This is a genomic window from Janthinobacterium sp. CG_23.3, assembly GCF_046115965.1.
Taxonomy (GTDB): domain Bacteria; phylum Pseudomonadota; class Gammaproteobacteria; order Burkholderiales; family Burkholderiaceae_D; genus Janthinobacterium.
This window is the reverse complement of sequence record NZ_JBJXIB010000005.1, coordinates 1-16,336: the sequence shown is the minus strand read 5'-3', so window position 1 is coordinate 16,336 and position 16,336 is coordinate 1. Positions and strand designations below refer to the sequence as shown.

14 protein-coding genes are annotated in these 16,336 nt (G+C 65.6%); 11 read left to right on the top strand and 3 right to left on the bottom strand.

The genetic code is table 11. The annotated features are described in order from the left end of the window. Positions 1–282 precede the first annotated feature (282 nt). From ACFDR9_RS02995 to ACFDR9_RS02960, 8 genes are all read left to right on the top strand, one after another. Complete coding sequence (locus ACFDR9_RS02995; RefSeq protein ID WP_409030017.1) at positions 283–1,488, top strand: tetratricopeptide repeat protein; 1,206 nt, start codon at positions 283–285, stop codon at positions 1,486–1,488. Then, positions 1,485–2,885, top strand: coding sequence for a heme ABC exporter ATP-binding protein CcmA (gene ccmA, locus ACFDR9_RS02990; protein WP_409030016.1), 1,401 nt, complete (start codon positions 1,485–1,487; stop codon positions 2,883–2,885). Before ACFDR9_RS02995 ends, ccmA begins: the two co-directional genes overlap by 4 nt. 159 nt (positions 2,886–3,044) lie before the next feature. Next, positions 3,045–3,782 (top strand): heme ABC transporter permease CcmC, encoded by a 738-nt coding sequence (ccmC, locus tag ACFDR9_RS02985; protein ID WP_017875393.1) that lies wholly within the window; start codon positions 3,045–3,047, stop codon positions 3,780–3,782. Next, positions 3,779–3,907 (top strand): heme exporter protein CcmD, encoded by a 129-nt coding sequence (locus ACFDR9_RS02980; protein ID WP_017875392.1) that lies wholly within the window; start codon positions 3,779–3,781, stop codon positions 3,905–3,907. The genes ccmC and ACFDR9_RS02980 overlap by 4 nt, the downstream gene beginning before the upstream one ends. A 29-nt stretch (positions 3,908–3,936) precedes the next feature. Next, positions 3,937–4,338: a cytochrome c maturation protein CcmE gene (gene ccmE / locus ACFDR9_RS02975; RefSeq protein WP_026132570.1), complete on the top strand. Its 402-nt coding sequence runs from the start codon at positions 3,937–3,939 to the stop codon at positions 4,336–4,338. Continuing rightward, the gene (locus ACFDR9_RS02970; RefSeq protein WP_409030015.1) at positions 4,335–6,359 is read left to right on the top strand and encodes a heme lyase CcmF/NrfE family subunit; all 2,025 of its coding nucleotides are present in this window, start codon (positions 4,335–4,337) and stop codon (positions 6,357–6,359) included. The genes ccmE and ACFDR9_RS02970 overlap by 4 nt, the downstream gene beginning before the upstream one ends. Further along, on the top strand, positions 6,359–6,901 hold the full coding sequence (locus tag ACFDR9_RS02965) for a DsbE family thiol:disulfide interchange protein (protein WP_409030065.1): 543 nt from the start codon (positions 6,359–6,361) through the stop codon (positions 6,899–6,901). The genes ACFDR9_RS02970 and ACFDR9_RS02965 overlap by 1 nt, the downstream gene beginning before the upstream one ends. Next, positions 6,898–7,338: a cytochrome c-type biogenesis protein gene (locus ACFDR9_RS02960; RefSeq protein WP_409030014.1), complete on the top strand. Its 441-nt coding sequence runs from the start codon at positions 6,898–6,900 to the stop codon at positions 7,336–7,338. The genes ACFDR9_RS02965 and ACFDR9_RS02960 overlap by 4 nt, the downstream gene beginning before the upstream one ends. Positions 7,339–7,729: 391 nt before the next feature. Here ACFDR9_RS02960 and ACFDR9_RS02955 read toward each other — a convergent pair whose 3' ends face one another. The 3 genes from ACFDR9_RS02955 to ACFDR9_RS02945 all read right to left on the bottom strand — a co-directional run bounded on the left by ACFDR9_RS02955 (position 7,730) and on the right by ACFDR9_RS02945 (position 13,120). Then, on the bottom strand, positions 7,730–8,521 hold the full coding sequence (locus tag ACFDR9_RS02955; RefSeq protein WP_409030013.1) for a hypothetical protein: 792 nt from the start codon (positions 8,519–8,521) through the stop codon (positions 7,730–7,732). 63 nt (positions 8,522–8,584) lie between these two features. After that, entirely contained in the window at positions 8,585–10,174 is a 1,590-nt protein-coding gene (locus ACFDR9_RS02950) for a diguanylate cyclase (protein WP_409030012.1), read from the bottom strand. A gap of 249 nt (positions 10,175–10,423) precedes the next feature. Further along, entirely contained in the window at positions 10,424–13,120 is a 2,697-nt protein-coding gene (locus tag ACFDR9_RS02945) for a polysaccharide deacetylase family protein (RefSeq protein WP_409030011.1), read from the bottom strand. 391 nt (positions 13,121–13,511) lie between these two features. Here ACFDR9_RS02945 and ACFDR9_RS02940 point away from each other — a divergent pair, with 391 nt between their 5' ends. From ACFDR9_RS02940 to ACFDR9_RS02930, 3 genes are all read left to right on the top strand, one after another. Continuing rightward, positions 13,512–13,700, top strand: a complete 189-nt coding sequence (locus ACFDR9_RS02940) for a hypothetical protein (protein ID WP_017875384.1) — start codon at positions 13,512–13,514, stop codon at positions 13,698–13,700. Between the two features lie 84 nt (positions 13,701–13,784). After that, the gene (locus ACFDR9_RS02935; protein ID WP_409030010.1) at positions 13,785–14,726 is read left to right on the top strand and encodes a RimK family alpha-L-glutamate ligase; all 942 of its coding nucleotides are present in this window, start codon (positions 13,785–13,787) and stop codon (positions 14,724–14,726) included. A 333-nt stretch (positions 14,727–15,059) separates the two neighbouring features. Then, on the top strand, positions 15,060–16,301 hold the full coding sequence (locus tag ACFDR9_RS02930; protein WP_409030009.1) for a PAS domain S-box protein: 1,242 nt from the start codon (positions 15,060–15,062) through the stop codon (positions 16,299–16,301). Positions 16,302–16,336: the final 35 nt, after the last annotated feature.

Sequence of the window (16,336 nt, the reverse complement as noted above, 5' to 3'; positions counted from 1 at the left end):
TCATAGTCCAACTTGCTCTAAGTTAGCGCCCATACTGCGGAGCAAAACCCGCAGCCCTCGGGCGTTTGTCGCATTACTTATGTCATTACTTGCTACTGTATCAATTTTTTCCGCTAGATTACACTAGAGCCCCTATACTTCGGCCAAAAAAGTTCCCCGTCCATGCTAATATTTTCTGCAATTGCAACGCTTTTTACTTGTTTTACACTATGGACTCTGCTTAATATTTGGAAACGCAGCCGAAACATTTCAGAAAAAACAATTAATGCAGAATGGCAAGTTTTGCTCGCCAAGCGCCAAGAGATTGAAGACGATCTCTTGTTGCCGCGCCAGACGCAGGACGCCTTGCGCCAGGAATGGACGTCAATGGCCGACGCCGTGCTGGCGCGCAATGGCGGCAACCCCGCCGATGCCGCCGGCGCGGACCGCCCGCCGAACCCGGCGCAGCGGCACCACTGGTGGCTGGTTGCCGGCTGCGGTTTGATCGGATTGACGCTGTACGCGCTGCTGGGGCGCTGGGACGGCGACGCCTTGCAAGGCGTTGCGCCGGAATTGGCGCAGTCGCCCGCCGCGCAGCAAGACTTGCCGATGGCCGACGGCGCGCGCCACCCCGGCGGCACGGAAACCATCGAAGACCGCATCGCCAAGCTGGAGAAGAAATTGCAGGGCGCGCCGGACGACCTGGAGGGTTGGGTATTGCTGTCGCGCTCGCGCGGCATCCAGCGCGACTTCGCCGGCGCCACCGCGGCGCTGGAAAAGGCCCTGGCGTTGGCGCCCGGGCATCCCGACATCCTGGCCGACCTGGCCGACGTGATGGCGATGACCAACAACAAGTCGCTGGTTGGCCGTCCCTTGACGCTGATCCAGCAAGCGCTGGACAGCGCGCCGGGACACCGCAAGGCGCTGTCGCTGGCCGCCACCGCCGCGATGCAAGACAAGGATATCAAGCTGGCGACCGAGTACTGGCAGCGTCTGCGCGCCACCTTCCCCGCCGGCGCGCCCGATATTGCCCAGGTCGACACCATCCTGGCCAGCCTGGGCACGCCGGCCACGCCGCCGGCCGCGCCCGCGCAAGCGCAAGCGCAAGCGGCCCCGTCCGCCGTCAACGGCGCGGCGGCGGCCGCCATCGACGGTGTGGTCGAGTTGAGCCCGGCCTTGATCGCCGCGCTGAAGAAGCAAGCGCTGCCGGCCAGCGCCATCCTGTTCGTGGTGGCCAAGGCGCCGGCCGGCCCGCCGATGCCGTTGGCGGTGGTGCGCCTGCCGGTCCAGCAACTGCTGCAGGGTAAAGCGGTCGCGTTCAAGCTTGACGACAGCCAAGCCATGACGCCGGCGACTAAACTGTCGGGCAACGCCCGCGTCAACCTGGAAGCGCGCATTTCGCTGTCCGGCACCGCCGGCAAGCAGCCGGGCGACCTGTTCGTCGCCATGCCCGACGTCGCCACGGGTAGTAGCAACGTAAGATTGCTGATCCAGGCCGTCGTGCCATGACGGTGCACGGCGCTGAGGTAGCGACGGTGCTGGAGCTGCTGGCTGTGCCGGTCTTCCGCGGCGGTAAAATGTTGGTGACGGAGGTCTCGTTCGCCCTGCCGGGCGGCCAATATCTTGAGTTGCAGGGGCAAAACGGCAGCGGCAAGACCAGCTTGCTGCGCACGCTGGCGGCGCTGCAAAGCGCCCCGCCCGACCATCCGCAAGGCGAACGGCGCCAGGCCGGCGCGCACACCACCTTCTACTTCAGCCACCAGAGCGGCTTTCGCGCCGAACTGCGGGTGGCCGAGCAACTGGCGTTGTCGCTGGAAATGCACGACGTGCGGCCCGGCAGCGGCGCCATCAAGCTGCTGAAGCGGGTCGGCCTGGGCCACCAAGCGCAGGCGCGGGTCGGCCAGCTGTCCCACGGCCAACTGCGGCGCCTGATGCTCGCCGTCATGGCCGCCAGCGGCCGCACCGTCTGGCTGATCGACGAACCGCTCAACGCCCTCGACGTGCAAGCCATCGCGCTGTTCAAGGAGTTGCTGCTGGAGCATTTCGGCGGCGGCGGCGCGGCGGTGGTGGCCACCCACCGCGCGCTCGACGAGGCGATTCCCGAGCTGGCGCCCTATTCGATGGGGACGCTGCGTATCGAAGCGCAACAAGCGCGCCTGTTGCCGCCGTCCGCCGGAAAGGACCAGCCCGAGTCGGCAAGACTAGCGACGCCGCGCGCCGACCGCGCCGCCGTGCAAGGCTGGGCGGCGCTGCACTGGGGATTGCGGCGCGAGCTGGCGCTGATGGCGGCGCGGCCGCAGGACATTGTCTGGCCGTCGATTTTCCATTGGATGGTGGTGACGCTGTTCCCCTTCGGCCTGGGCTCGGAAAACGCGTTGCTGGCGCGCGCGGCCGGCGGCGTGTTCTGGGTCAGCGCCCTGCTGGCGAGCCTGATCGGCGCCGCCCGCTACTTCGAGGCCGACTTCGAGCATGGCGTCTTGAACGACGTCAAAACGGCGAACGTGTCGCTGCCCCTGCTGGTGTTCGGCAAGGTCGTCGCCGGCTGGCTGTTCGTCGGGCTGCCGCTGTCGCTGGCCAGCCTGCCGCTGGGCTTGCTGTACGGCTTGTCCGGCGACGTGCTGCTGATCCTGTTCGCCTCGCTGGCGCTGGGTTCGGTCAGCCTGGCCGCCTTCAGTTGCCTGTTTGCCGCGCTGGGCCTGATGGCGCGCCAGGCGCAAATTGTCATCTGCCTGCTGGCGTTTCCGGTGTTCGTGCCGCTGGTGGTCTTCGGCACCGCCGCCATTGCCGGCGCGCAAAGCGGCATCGGCGCGCTGGCGCCGCTGATGGTACTGGCCAGCCTGGCCATGCTCAGCGTCGTCGCCTTGCCAATGGTGACGGCGCGCGTTCTGGCGCTGGCGCTCGAATAGAGACAAGCCGGAACGTTTTTTGTCGTTACGCAATATCGACCTGTAAATGCCGTGGCGTATCCATTAAAATACCGCTTTTCCAGCGCTGTTAGCGGAACGGGATAGCCACCCTCTTCGGTAAGATGCAAGGCCAGACCCCTGTTGGACGGATTGAGTGACATGTATTTATCCCAGCAACTCCGGCGACTCAGTTCGCCACCGGTTTTTTTCCGCGCCAGCGGCCTGCTGCTGCGGGCCCTGGTGCCGGCGGCGCTGCTGTTGGGCGGCGTCGGCCTGTGGATGGCGCTATGCGTGGCGCCCACCGACGCACAACAAGGCGAGGTCTACCGCATTCTCTACCTGCACGTCCCGGCCGCCTGGATGTCGATGCTGATCTATGTGGTGGCGTGCGCCTACGCGGCGCTGCACTGCGTCTACCGCAGCGCCGTCTCGGCCGTGATGCTGCGCGCGCTGCTGCCCACCGGCGCCTGGATGACGGCGCTGGCCCTGGCCACCGGCTCGCTGTGGGGCAAGCCGACCTGGGGCACCTACTGGATCTGGGACGCGCGGCTCACCTCGGAACTGCTGCTGCTATTCATCTATTTCGGCCTGATGGCGATCGCCTCGCTGGTCGAGGACGACAGCAAGACCGACCGCCTGCTTGCCTGGTTCACGCTGGTCGGCCTGTTCAACATTCCGTTGATCTATTTTTCCGTGGTCTACTGGAACACCCTGCACCAGGGCGCGTCGATTGGCGCGTCCGGCGCCCCGCGCATGGCGTCCGACATGAAAATGACCTTAATCCTGTGCACGCTGGCGATGTGGTGCGCCTGCGCGGCGCTGGCGATGACGCGCGCGCGCTGGCAATTGCTGGGGCGCGAAAGCGCCGCGGCCTGGGTCCGCAAGGCGCTGCCATGAACGCGCAGACGTCCATTTGGCTGTGCGTGGCGCTGGCGGCGTTGGTGTTCGCGCTCGACAGCGTCAGCGTGATCCGCGCCAAACGCGCCGCGCTTAAAAAACTTGAATGGGAAGACGAGAAATAATGCCGATCGAATCGACAACGAAGACGCCGATGAAACCGCGCACGGTGCGCCTGCTGTGGCTGCTGGCCGTGCTGCTGGCCGTCGGCGCCACCGTCTACGGCGTGCTGCGCGTGTTCAACGACAACCTGGTGTTCTTCTACACCCCGACCCAGCTGCTAAAGGGTGAAACCCCGGCCGGGCGCAGCTACCGCCTGGGCGGCATGGTCGAGCAAGGCAGCCTGCGGCGCGAGCCGGGCACCACCAACATCAGCTTTCGCGTCACCGACCTGGCGCACGTCGTGCCGGTGCGCTTCAGCGGCATCACGCCCGACCTGTTCAAGGAAGGCAAAGGCGTGATCGCCGAAGGCAGCATGAAGGACGGCACCTTTATATCGACCGAAATCCTGGCCAAGCACGATGAAAACTACGCCCCACCGGCATTGAAGAAATGATACCTGAACTCGGACAACTCGCATTATCGCTGGCGCTGGCGCTGGCCCTGCTCACCGGCGGCTACGGCCTGTGGCACGTAAGCCGCCGCAGCCAGCCCGAGCAATATTTGTCGCAGGCGTTGGCCGGCTCGTCGGTGCTGATCTTCGCGCTGGTGCTGGCGTCGTTCGCGGCGCTGATGGCCAGCTTCCTGTCGAGCGACTTCTCGGTGCGCAACGTCGCCGAAAATTCCAATATCCTGCTGCCGGTGCAATACAAGATCGCCGCCACCTGGGGCTCGCACGAGGGGTCGATGCTGCTGTGGATACTCATGCTGTCGGGCTGGACCGCCGCCGTCGCGTTGTGCTCGAGCCGGTTGGCGCCGGGCTTCCGCGTGCGCGTGCTGGGCGTGCTGCTGATCCTGCAAGTGACCTTCATCGCCTTCCTGCTGTCGAGTTCGAACCCCTTCCTGCGCATCCTGCCGGCGGCGCTCAACGGGCGCGACCTGAACCCGCTGCTGCAAGACCCGGTCATGGTCAGCCACCCGCCGCTGCTGTACATGGGTTACGTCGGCTTCTCGGTCAGCTTCGCCTTCGCCATCGCCGCGCTGATGGAAGGCCGGCTCGACCCGACCTGGGCGCGCTGGTCGCGGCCGTGGGCCAACGCGGCCTGGGCCTTCCTCACGGTCGGCATCCTGCTCGGCAGCTGGTGGGCGTACACCGTGCTTGGCTGGGGCGGCTGGTGGTTCTGGGACCCGGTCGAAAACGCGTCGCTGCTGCCGTGGCTGGCCGGCACCGCGTTGATCCACTCGCTGGCGGTAACGGACAAGCGCGACGCGCTGAAAAGCTGGACCGTGCTGCTGGCGATGGTGGCCTTCGCGCTGTCGCTGCTGGGCACCTTCCTGGTGCGCTCCGGCGTGCTGACCTCGGTGCACGCCTTCGCCACCGACCCGCGCCGCGGCATCCTGATCCTCGGCCTGCTGATCCTGGTGATCGGCTTTTCCTTCGTGCTGTACGGCGCGCGCACCCGCAAGGTGGGCCTGGGCGGGCAATTCAGCCTGGTTTCGCGCGAGTCCATGCTGCTGATCAATAACCTGTTGATGGTGTCGGCGCTGGCCGCCGTGCTGCTGGGCACCCTGTATCCCTTGATCGTCGAAGTCTTCACCGGCCAGAAAATGTCGGTCGGCCCGCCGTACTTCAACGCCGTGTTCGCGCCCTTGTTGCTGCCGGCGGTTTGGCTGATGGCGCTGGCGCCGTACAGCCAGTGGAAGTCGATGAAGCTGAGCGACGCGCTGAAGCCGATGCTATTGCCACTGCTGGCGTCGGTCGTGGTCACCTCCGCCACCATCTACCTGCTCGGCAAAGCCAGCCTGATGATGGTGCTGGGCCTGGCCGCCGCCGTCACGCTGGCCACCGCCACGGCCGGGCAGGCGCGGCGCCAGTTGCGCCGCCTCAAGGAAAACGGCGCCTCGCGCGCGCTGTTCGACCGCGCCCGCCTGCTTGGCATGTCGTACTGGGGCATGATCGTCGCGCATATCGGCGTCGCCGTCTTCGTTGCCGGCGTCACCATGGTAAAAACCTATGAAGTCGAACGCGACCTGGTGATGCTGCCGGGGCAGACCGAAAGCGTCGGCGTCTGGCGCCTGACCTTTATCGGCGTCGACGACGTGCCGGGGCCGAACTACGTGGCGGCCCACGGCGTGTTCGAACTGACCCGCGGCGAAGGCAAGGTCATCCATTTGATGGAACCGGAGAAGCGCCGCTTTACCGTCGGCGGCCAGGTGATCACCCAGGCCGCCATCGACTACGGCTTCTTCGGCGACGTCTACGTCTCGCTCGGCGAGCCGAACGCCAGCGGCGACACCGCCGCCAAGCCGGCCGAGCAGGCGTGGACGGTGCGCATGTACGTAAAACCGTTTATCAGCTGGATCTGGTGGGGCTGCGCGCTGATGGCGCTGGGCGGTATCTTCACGCTGTTCGACCGCCGCTACCGGCGCGTCGCCGCCAGGAACGCCGCCAAGAACGGCGTCGGAGTGACGGCGTGATGCGCTGGCTGCGCCTGGGGCTGCCGCTGGCCGTGTTGCTGCTACTGGCGGCGCTGCTGGCGCGCGGCCTGCAACTGGACCCGCGCCACCTGCCCTCGGTCCAGGTGGGCAAGCCGGCGCCGGCCTTCACGGTCGCCTCGCTGGAGGTCGGCGCGCCGTTTTCGCCCGCCGGCATGCGCGGCAAGGTATGGGTCATGAACGTGTTCGCCTCGTGGTGCTCGGCCTGCGTGGTCGAGCACCCGCGCCTGCTGCAACTGGCGGCCGCCCACCAGGTGCCGCTGGTCGGACTGGCCTACAAGGACCGGGCCGAAGACACCCGGCGCTGGCTACAGCAAAACGGCAACCCGTTCAGCCGGGTCGCGCTGGATTTGGACGGCCGGGTCGGCATCGACTACGGCGTCTATGGCGTGCCGGAAACCTATGTCATTGACGCCGCCGGCGTGGTCCGCTACCGCCAGGTCGGCCCGATCGGCGACGATTTCTTCGCCGTCCATGTCGCCCCGCTGCTTTCCGAAACCTCCACCATGGCGAAAAAACCGTGAGCAAAGTAGCTGAAAAACTGGCGGCCATACCGTCCGAAGCGGCATCGCCATCGCAGGCCGAGTACGAGCGCATGCAACACCTGGCCGCCGAGCTGCGCTGCCTGGTGTGCCAAAACCAGACCATCGCCGATTCCAATTCGGGATTGGCCATCGATCTGCGCGGTCAGATTACCGAGCAGATCCGCGCCGGCAAGAGCGACCTCGCCATCAAGGAGTACATGGCGGAGCGCTACGGCCAGTTCGTGCTGTACAACCCGCCGTTCACCGCCGCCAACGCGGCGCTGTGGATCGGCCCCTTCTTGCTGCTGCTGATCGGCGTGGCCATGGCGTGGCGGGCGATGCGCAGCAGCGCGACGGCATCGACCGCAACGGCCGAGAGAACAATAGACGCGGCCACGGCGGCGGCGCTGGAGGAGCGCTACCGCAAGGACGCCTAGCACTATTTCTCAATGGATTGAAAAACCTCGTCCAACGTGGCGGCGTCGACACTCGATCTCGGCTTGGGCCCGCGGGAAATAGAACGCCATGAAACCCGGAAAATACCGGTTCAGCACATCTTTCCAGGGCGTGTCGTGGTCGTCGTTTCTTGGGATGCGACGACAGCAAGGACAGCGCTGTAATTGCGCTGCGATGGCGCCGGCATGTGCGCGCGCGGCGTTGTAATAGAGTCAGACACATGACGCTGCGCTCGCCCGGCTACCTCGAGCGACGTAATCGCCGGGTAAGCCAGCGTATCTGATTCCGAGGTGTTTTTTAACTCCTGGGTCCTTGAGATGCGTGCCCGGCGCCCACACCGTGCGCATATAATTTTTCTATGACACAGTAAGACTAGCGGAAGATGGGGTCCCAACCGCTTGCCGGCGAAATCACGCTGTCCCTGGCGATGCCGCGCTCCTTCGATGAGAAATTCGCGCAATAGACCTTGGCCTCCGTCACGTTATGGCTCTCTTCGCTGGCCGCCGGACGCGCCGTCTCCGCGCTGTTTGAAATAAGTACGCTCTGCTTGTTATCGGGATAGCAGATGCCGATGCCTTTGAGCGAAGGCATCAACATGCGCCAATACCAGGGGACAATATGGGTGAGCGCGGCGCGCGCCGCGTCGATGCCGTCGGCGATGTCACCATAGCTGAAATTTTCGGCGGGCAGCTTCGGCTCCAGATAGAACTGGACCCGCAGCGCCCCCTTTTTCTTGTTGCTTAAGAACTCGGCGTTCTCGTCATAGGCTTCCTGGCTGAGCGGAATCGTCAGGAAGCCGGCGGGCGACATGCGCACTTTTTCAAACGTCTTGTCGCCGCGCAGGATGATCTCCAGGTCGGGAATCGGCTTGCCAGTCTCGCTGGACACCACCTTGATTAATAGCCGCACCCGGTCGTTGCTGGCGCCGGCGATCTTGCTCAGCATCTCGTAGGCTATTTTATAGGGCAATATCGCCGGGTCCCTCACGCCGGTCACTTGGACGATCTGCAGCGGCGCCTCCTCCTCCGTTGCCTGGGCCCACACAGGCGCCAGTGGCACGGCAAACAGCGCGGCGCTTAGGACAAGTCTGGCTCGGATGGGCAATGCATGGCGAATTTGTACGGCTTGCTTCAATCTTGGCGAACCTTGTGTCAACTTGCTCATCTATTCTTTCTGATTGTAGGGCGTTAGCGCTCCAGCAAGTATAAGCGTAAGGGGTTGACGGCGCTAGCCGCCCGCCGCCAGCGCCGGGCAGAGCCGCGAGGCTTGTCCGCACACCTGGTTGCGTCCGCTCTGTTTGGCCCGGTACATGGCGCGATCGGCCGCCTCGACCAGATCGAGCGGCCGGCTGTCGTTGCGCACCGGCACCAGCGCCTGCACCCCGGCGCTGACGGTGACGACGCCGCTGCCGTTGCCCGGGTGGCGCAACTGCAGCGCGTGGATGGCCTTGCGGATACTCTCGGCGACCTGCATCGCCCCCGCCATCTCCGTTGCCGGCAACAACACCGCGATCTCCTCGCCGCCGTAGCGCGCCACCACGTCGCCGGCGCGGCGCTTGCCGGCGTTGATCACCTGGCCGATCGCCCGCAGGCACTCGTCGCCGGCCGGGTGGCCGAAGAGGTCGTTGTATTGCTTGAAGCAATCGACGTCGATCATGATCAGGGCCAAAGAACTGGCGTTGCGCATCGCCCGGCTGAACTCATCCTGCAAGGAAACGTCGAACTGGCGCCGGTTGGCCAGCCCGGTCAGGCCGTCCTGCATGGCCAAGCGCTGCAAGGTGACGTTCAAGGATTCCAGCGAGTTGCGCGCCAGCACCAGCTCGGCCTCGGTCCGGCCGCGTAGCTCGATCTGCCGCACCAGGCGCACACCCAGCAAACCCAGCACCAGCACCAGAACGCCGACGCCGACGCCATACACATGCGCGTCGGCGCGCCATTCGCCCAGCACCTCGTCCTGCGCCAGCGCGGCCGAGACCACCAGCGGATATTGCTCCAGCCGGCGGTAGCTGTTGATGCGGGTGATGCCGTCCTGGCCCGAGGTGATGATGGCCGTGCCGACCGGCGCGCGCGGTAAATACTGGCCGAACAGCGGCAAGCCCGCAATGTTGCGGCCCAGGCTTTTCCGTTCGAACGGGCGTCGCACCAGCAGCGTGCCGTTGTCGAGCGCGACGAAAATCGCGCCGGAGCGGCCAATCTCGAAGCGCTCGTAAAAGGATTGGAAATATTCCATGCGGATCGTCGCCAGCGCCACGCCGCCAAAGCTGCTGTCGGGCCGGTTGAGGCGGCGCGACACGGTGATGACCAGGTCGCCGGTTGATTTGCTGCGGATCAGCGGCCCGATGTGCGGCCCGCGGTCCAGGTGCGTGCGGTGATAAATGAAGTATTCACGCTCGGCGTTGCTGGCGTTCTTCGGCGTGCGGCCCAGCGAGTTGACCAGCCAGCCGCCGTCGCTTCGGTAGACGAAGACGCCGTGCAACTGGGGCAGTTCGGCGACCCGCTTGACCAGCAGTTGCTGCACGCGCGCCAATTGCGCCGCGGTCGGCGGATCGGTTTCCAGCCGCTCGACCAGGCCGACCAGCACCGTGTCGGCCTCCTTGACGGTGTCGTAGGCGTGCTGGGCCACCGCGCGCGCCAGGTTGGCCGCGACCACGGTGCCGGCCTTCAGCTGGCTTTCACGGCCGCGCCAGCTGATCCAGCTTTGCAGCACGACCAGCGAGACACACACCAACACCACGAACGACGTCGCGCGCCACTTGATCGGCGAGAAATCGTCCTCCTTGTTGGCAAGACGGACGACAAAACTGCGCAGACTGGCCATTGGGCACACCTCCGTTGCGTCGCTGCGGAAACGACGGGCGTAGCAAGCGCGCGCCGCTGACCGCGCCATAGGATTGTGTTGCCAGTCTATGCAGTTTTTACACGAGCAATACTGTCGTACCGCAACCATCGTGCTTGCGGCGCAACCGTATTAACACCACAGGCGCGCCCCCGGGGCCGGACCCTGGGGGGCTGACCCCGGCTCGTCGCCTGTGGTTTTTGCCGGCGTTCGCGGCGCCCTGGGCGCGCCCTAGAGCTTGTCCAGCTGCTGCCTGGCGTAGCCGGCCGCCGAGGCGTTTGGCGCCAGCTCCAGGTAAGTCTTGTACGCGCCTTTGGCCTTGACGCCGTCGCCCGCGCGGGCGTGGGCGTCACCCAGGTTCAGGTAGGCAATCGCCCGCGACGGGTCCATTTTGACGGTGTTTTCAAACCAGCGTGCCGCCTCGGCGTACCTTTCCTGCTTGTAGAAGACGAAGCCGAGGTTGTTGGCGGCCAGCGCGAAGTCGGCGCGCAGTTTCAGCGCCTCGGTGAACTGCGCCTCGGCCGCCGCGTATTGTTTTTCCTTGTACAGTTGCAGGCCGCGGTCGTTGGCCCGCTGCGCCAGCTGGCGCGCCGAGGTCGGCACCGTCGGCGGCGTGGCGATCTTTTGCTCGACGCCCTGCAAATCCTTCACCGTCACCGTGGCGGGGGGGGCGCCGGCCACCTTGCGCTCGTCCGCGCCGGCCGGGCGCGACGCGTCCAGCTTCGAGTTCAGCGCGATCGCCGCGCTCGACAGTTGCGCCGTGGTGGGGCTGAGGAACTCGGTCTCGGCCGGCAGTTCAAAGACGAAGTCGCCGCCCTCCGAGCCGGGCAGGCTGCCAAAGGCCGGCGTCTGGTTCGACACGCTGGCCACCGCCGGCGCGACGTAGGCGGCCAGTTCGGTGGCGGTGATCAGGCCGTCGCCGTTCAGGTCGGCCTTGCCGGCCAGCCCCTGCAGCAGCGTCCAGGTAAACACCGAATGGCCGTTCGGCCCGCCGTCGGCGACCAACTGGTCGCCGCCGCCGGCCGTGAGCATTTGCCGGCCGATACGCTTGGCGTTGTCGCGCAGGAAGGAGCTGGAGCCAACGCCGCGCGTCAGCCCCAGGCCGCTGTAACAGGCGTCCATGACGAACAGCGCATGCTTGGCGGTCAGGCTTTCGGCGATGTTCTGGATTTCCGTCATCGGAATGGCGTCGGTGGCGAACTGGTTCGGGTCCGAGTCGACCGGCACGATGTAGCCGAGGTCGCGCCCGGAGCTGAGCTTGCGGGTTGCGCCGTGGCCGGCGAAAAAGACGAAGATGCGGTCGTTCTTCTGCACCCCGCCGTGCGCCAGCTTGTCGTGGAAGGCGGCCAGGATGTTGGTGCGGGTCGCCTCGGCGTTCTTCAGCGACACCACCCGCTCCGGCGCGAAGCCGAACTTCTCGACCAGGCTCTGGCGCACGCCCTGCGCGTCGCGCACCGCGTACTGCAGCTTGGGCCATTTGGCGTAGTCGTCGATGCCGATCACCACCGCCCAGGAGTTGCCGTAGCCGGTGGTCACGGGGCTCTTCTCGGCCGCCGGCGCGGCGCCCTTGGCGACCTTGAAGGCGGCGCCGTCCCAGCCGGCGAACTGGTAGCCGTCCGCCACCAGCCGCTCCAGCACGGCCGGCAGGGCCTTGACGGTACGCTCGTGGATGTCGTGGAACAGAATGATGCCGCGGCCCTCCTTGTCGACCGAGCGCAGGACCCGGTCGGCGATCGAGCTGGGCACCGGATCGGCCCAGTCGAGCGAGTCGATGTTCCACATCACCGATGTCAGATGCGCGTTGGCCAGCGCCGCCATGCCCTCGCTGTTGCGGGCGCCGTAGGGAAAGCGGAACAGCGGCGCGCGCTCGCTGCTGATGGCCTTGAGCAGCACGTCGGTGTGCAAGATCTCGCCCTTCAGGCTGTCGCCGGTCTGCTTCGACAGCTGCGCGTGGCTGAAGCTGTGGTTGCCCAGCGCGTAGCCGGCCGCCATCAACTTGCGGCTGACCTCGGCGCCGGCCGACAACTTGGCCTTGCCGGCGGCGTCCAGGCTGCCCAGGTTGCGCCCGACGCTGAAAAACACCGCCGGCACGCCGTACTGCTTCAGGATCGCCGCGATTTCCTCGCTGTAGCGTTTGTGCGGGCCGTCGTCGAAGGTCAGCACCACGGTTTTCTTGGGCAGCGCGGTGCCGAAGATTTCCGCCCCGTCCGGCTTGCCCTCCTCGACGCCGGCGGCGCCCGGCGGCGGCGGCGGATACGGCAGCACCACGCCGTATTCCTTCAGGATCTGCTCGCGCGTGTAACGTTTTTTCAAGTGCGCGACGTAGTCCTCCCAGCGTTCGCGCTTGAGTTCGATGGCGCGCGACTCGAAGCGGCCGAAGATTTGCCGGATTTCCTTCTCATAATTGCGCTCGATCTCGGCCAGCGCGTCGAGGTCTTCCGACACGCGCTTGTGCAGCTTAATCGCCGGCAGCGACGAATCCTTGGCCACGTCGGCCAGCAGCGACTGCAGCAGCTCGCGGAAGGCCAGGCGGTCGGCGTCGTACAGGTCGGGGTCCGACTCGACATAGGTCAGCAAGCGCTCGAGCGCCTCGAAGCGGGCCGGATTGCCCGGCGCCGTCAACACCCCGAAAGCCTCCTCGAGCTTGCCGGTGCGGGCCTGGTTCTCGTGGAACAGCGCCTGGCCGACGCGCCGGCTCTCCGCGCGGGCCGGGGCCGCCAGCGCCTGCTCGTCGGCCAGCAGCACGATGATCTTGCGGTGCGCCGCCAGCACGTCGCGCAATTGCGCGCCGATCGCGGCAACGTCGCCGCTGGCCGCCGCCGCGGCGGCAACGGGCGCGGACGCCGGACGCGTGGCGAAGTAGGCGCCGGCCCCGGCGGCCACGACAACGGCGAGCGAAACGGCGATCTTGAGCGGCTTGGAGGTCACGGTAAATAGGTCCGGTAAAAGGTCATGTATTAAATAGTAAATATTGGCTGGCGTGATTGTAAGGTAGGCCTTGCATCTGTGCCAGCGCGGCGTAACGGGACCGGCCGCGCGGCGCGGTGTTTGCGCCGGCCGCGTCGCGCGAAGCGCAGGCGGGGTGGCGCGATGACCATATCGGCAACAAAGTTTTGATGTTGCAAGATCATAAAGTTTTACACTTTAAACAGTTTGACATAAAGGAAATAATTGCTAAGATAGCCGGGCATTGCAAGCCGCCGACGATACGGAATCTTGCATGCGCCAGGTGTGATCGTGGGACAACTGCCTGCGTCCAACGCAAGCGCTGCCCTTGCTCGCAATCAATCGAAGTTTATTTAGAAATTAGGACACTATCATGCATCCATTTTCACTGAACGAAGAACAAATCAAACAAGTTAGCGGCGGCGTTTCGGACCCGATCATGACGACGATGGCCATTGGCGAAGAAGGCGGCGATCCTGGCAATCTGACCGGCGGCACAGGTCAGCAAACCACGCTGGCCCTGGGCGAAGAAGGCGGCCTGCCACCGGTAGACCTGAAGTAATCGACTGAGCGTAAGCAGCCGGTCGCCGGACGGCGCGCCGTACGGCGACCGGCCCCATATCGTTGCAACGGTAGTGGAAAATTCATGAAACATCTTATTTTGGCGCACGCCGGCGACCAGCACGCCCAGCACATGCTGGCGCAACTGGCGCGGCGCGGCCACGAAGCGCACCTGCTTGAAACCCATAAATTCCCCTCGACTATACAAATAAGCCTGACGCCGGCCGACGGCGGCGGCGAGCTGACGCTGCCCGACGGCAGCGCCATGCGTTTCGCCGAAATCGGCTCGGTCTACTGGCGCAATTTCTGCGGCGTCACCCCGGAGTCGACCAAGGCGACCCGCGGCTCGGTCGAGGACATCGCGTTTTACGACAGCATGGCCAGCCTGCGTTCGTGGTTCCAGTGCCGCAACCAGACGCATTGGCTCAATAGCTGGCAGGCATACCAGTCGCACCAGGAAAAGCCGCACCAGTTGCAATTGGTGGCGCAGGCCGGCGTCAGCATCCCGCGCACGTATATCGGCAACAACGCGCAACAAGTGCTGGCGTTCTGCAAAGCCGAACCGCAGGCTATTTTCAAGCCGGTATATGGCGGCGCCCATACCGAGCGCATCACCGAACGGCATCTGGCCGGCGAGCATTTGGCCGGCGCCCTGAGCCGCGCCCCGATCACGCTGCAACAATATGTGGACGGCACCAATATCCGCACCTATGCGATCGGCCGGCACATGTTTTCGCTGGAGCTGGAAAGCGACGACGTCGATTTCCGCACCGACGCGGCGCTGAGCATCAAGAATATCGACCTGCCGGCGGCGATACGCCAGCAGGTGCCGACGATTATGGCCTTGCTGTCGCTGAACTGGACCGCGATCGACTGGCGTCGCGACAAGGACGGCAACTACTTCTTTCTCGAAGCCAATCCCAGCCCGATGTTTCTCGGTATCGAGAACGCCACCGGTTACCCGCTGACCGATACGCTCATCGAGGCGATGGTCAACAGCGAATCGCGATGGAAACACGCCGCCTGAGGCCTCGATAAAGGCTTCCGCACACGGGCGTTTTTAGGGGCCGGAGCAAGGCGTCGCGGCTACCTGGCGCGGTGCCCGGCCCGCCCGCGACTTCCCCCTGCCCGCCAATACCGGAAATATTTTGCCGATGAGCGGTGGCGAAATGCATTTTTCGCATATTTATCTCGCAAGATACACTTTCTGTTAACCGCCTCATGCGTTAAAGTAAAGCTACGGGCGTCGCACGGCGCCATTTACCCACAACAGCACCATGGCCATCAGTAAAATCAACCCATCCGTTTCGCCGCGGCGCGCCTTCCACCACCGCGCGCGCAACCGATGCGGGAACCGCACATGACACAGGACCAACGCTCCTCGCCCGGCGCGGCGACACCGCCAGCCCGGCTGCCCAGTGCCGCCGGCGAGCACGAGGCCCGCCGCCAGCTCGACGAACTGCTGATCTTCCAGCTGGAACTGGAGGCGCAAAACGACGAACTGCGGCGCGCCCACGCCCACGTGTTCGACTTCACCGAGCGCATGCAGGCGAAGCAGGCGCTGCAGGCCGCCGAATCGTTCGCCAGGGCCACCATCGACGCGGTGGCGACGCACATTTGCGTGCTCGACCGCGGCGGCGTCGTCCTCACCACCAACCAGGCCTGGCGCGCGTTCCGCGCCGAGCAGGCGCGCCTCGACGTCGGCGCCAACTACCTGCACCTGTGCGACAGCGCCGCGCCCGACGCGCTCGAGTCGCCGCAACTGGCCGACGGCATCCGCGCCGTACTCGGGCGCCAGAGCGACAGCTTCTCGGCCGAGTACCCGTGCCACGCCGCCGGCGCGCCGCGCTGGCTCGGCGTCAACGTCACCCGCTTCCACGGCGACAGCGGCAACGTCGTCATCGCGCGCCAGGACATCACCGAGCGCAAGCAAGCCGAAACGCGCCTGCGCCTGGCCGCCAGCGTCTTTACCGGGGCCCGCGAGGGCATCATGGTCACCGACCCGGCCGGCACCATCGTCGAGGTCAACGACGCCTTCACCCGCATCACCGGTTACAGCCGCGCCGAGGCGCTGGGACGCAATCCGCGCATGCTCAAGTCGGGCCGCCAGTCGGCCGAGTTCTACGCGCAGATGTGGCGCGCGCTGGTCGACCAGGGCCACTGGCACGGTGAGGCCTGGAACCGGCACAAGGACGGCGCGGTCTACGCCGAGATGATCACGGTGAGCGCGGTGCGCGACGCCGACGGCGCCACCCAACACTACGTGGCCCTGTTCACCGACGTCACGCAGAGCAAACGGCAGTTGCAACAGCTCGACCGCATCAGCCACTTCGACGCCCTCACCGGCCTGCCCAACCGGGCGCTGCTGGCCGACCGCCTGCAACAGGCGATCGCCCACAGCGAGCGCCACAACCAGTCGCTGGCGGTGGTCTACCTCGACCTTGACGGCTTCAAGGCGGTCAACGACCAGCACGGCCACGAGGTCGGCGACGAACTGCTGATCGCCGTCGCGCAGCGGCTGAAGTCGGCGCTGCGCGACGGCGAAACCACTGCCCACACCGGCTACACGACACTCCTCACCCCGCTGACCCACCTTGCATAAACCCAAAACTCCACACCGCCACTTGCGCGGATGCA

Bases quoted from the DNA above. Each gene is read 5' to 3' on its own strand.
- ccmA (WP_409030016.1), top strand. From the start codon at position 1,485: ATGACGGTGCACGGCGCTGAGGTAGCGACGGTGCTGGAGCTGCTGGCT.
- ccmC (WP_017875393.1), top strand. From the start codon at position 3,045: ATGTATTTATCCCAGCAACTCCGGCGACTCAGTTCGCCACCGGTTTTT.
- ACFDR9_RS02980 (WP_017875392.1), top strand. From the start codon at position 3,779: ATGAACGCGCAGACGTCCATTTGGCTGTGCGTGGCGCTGGCGGCGTTG.
- ACFDR9_RS02955 (WP_409030013.1), bottom strand. From the start codon at position 8,521: ATGAGCAAGTTGACACAAGGTTCGCCAAGATTGAAGCAAGCCGTACAA.
- ACFDR9_RS02940 (WP_017875384.1), top strand. From the start codon at position 13,512: ATGCATCCATTTTCACTGAACGAAGAACAAATCAAACAAGTTAGCGGC.
- ACFDR9_RS02950 (WP_409030012.1), bottom strand. From the start codon at position 10,174: ATGGCCAGTCTGCGCAGTTTTGTCGTCCGTCTTGCCAACAAGGAGGAC.
- ACFDR9_RS02965 (WP_409030065.1), top strand. From the start codon at position 6,359: ATGCGCTGGCTGCGCCTGGGGCTGCCGCTGGCCGTGTTGCTGCTACTG.
- ACFDR9_RS02935 (WP_409030010.1), top strand. From the start codon at position 13,785: ATGAAACATCTTATTTTGGCGCACGCCGGCGACCAGCACGCCCAGCAC.
- ccmE (WP_026132570.1), top strand. From the start codon at position 3,937: ATGAAACCGCGCACGGTGCGCCTGCTGTGGCTGCTGGCCGTGCTGCTG.
- ACFDR9_RS02930 (WP_409030009.1), top strand. From the start codon at position 15,060: ATGACACAGGACCAACGCTCCTCGCCCGGCGCGGCGACACCGCCAGCC.
- ACFDR9_RS02970 (WP_409030015.1), top strand. From the start codon at position 4,335: ATGATACCTGAACTCGGACAACTCGCATTATCGCTGGCGCTGGCGCTG.